1 protein-coding gene and 1 pseudogene are annotated in these 535 nt (G+C 59.1%); both read left to right on the top strand.

The features are described from left to right. The first annotated feature begins 18 nt into the window (after positions 1-18). On the top strand, positions 19-387 hold the full coding sequence (locus ACFO3N_RS25025) for a PfkB family carbohydrate kinase (protein ID WP_379801530.1): 369 nt from the start codon (positions 19-21) through the stop codon (positions 385-387). Then, a pseudogene (locus ACFO3N_RS25020) lies at positions 324-535 on the top strand (DnaJ C-terminal domain-containing protein); the annotation flags it as partial. The gene ACFO3N_RS25025 and the pseudogene ACFO3N_RS25020, both read left to right, overlap by 64 nt.

The raw sequence follows: 535 nt of genomic DNA, 5'->3' as shown, positions 1-535 counted from the left end.
CACCAGGAACTGGCGGGCATGCTGGCCGTGCGCGAACGGGTGCTGAGCACGAAGGCGTATGCGCTGAGCGGCATCGTCGACCGCATTGGCGGCGGCGATGCGTTTGCCGCCGGCCTGCTGCACGGCCTGCTGCGCCATATGAGCGACAAGGACGCACTCGACTTCGCCATCGCAGCCGCCTGCTTGAAGCATTCCGTACCCGGCGACGTGAACTTGTTGCGTGAGGCCGATATGCGCGCGTTCCTCGCCGGGCAGCAGGCGCACTCCGCCGCGCAGCTCGGGGATCGCAGCACCGCGCTGATGTACCTCAAGGAAGCGGAAATCGCCATGGACAAGGTCGAGTGCAAGAGTACAAAACACTTAATGTTAAAATTCCTGCCGGCGTAGACACAGGTGATCGTATTCGTTTGTCTGGTGAAGGTGAAGCCGGAACGCATGGTGGGCCATCAGGTGACTTGTTTGTTCAGGTATCGGTGAAGCCGCACAGTATTTTTGAACGAGATGGTGCGAACTTATATTGTGAAGTACCTATCAG

Source organism: Flavobacterium chungangensis (assembly GCF_042654045.1).
In the GTDB taxonomy this organism is placed as follows: domain Bacteria; phylum Bacteroidota; class Bacteroidia; order Flavobacteriales; family Flavobacteriaceae; genus Flavobacterium; species Flavobacterium chungangensis.
Note: the sequence above shows the minus strand (reverse complement) of the source record. Positions and strands in the feature narration are given on the sequence as shown.

Bases quoted from the DNA above. Each gene is read 5' to 3' on its own strand.
- ACFO3N_RS25025 (WP_379801530.1), top strand. From the start codon at position 19: ATGCTGGCCGTGCGCGAACGGGTGCTGAGCACGAAGGCGTATGCGCTG.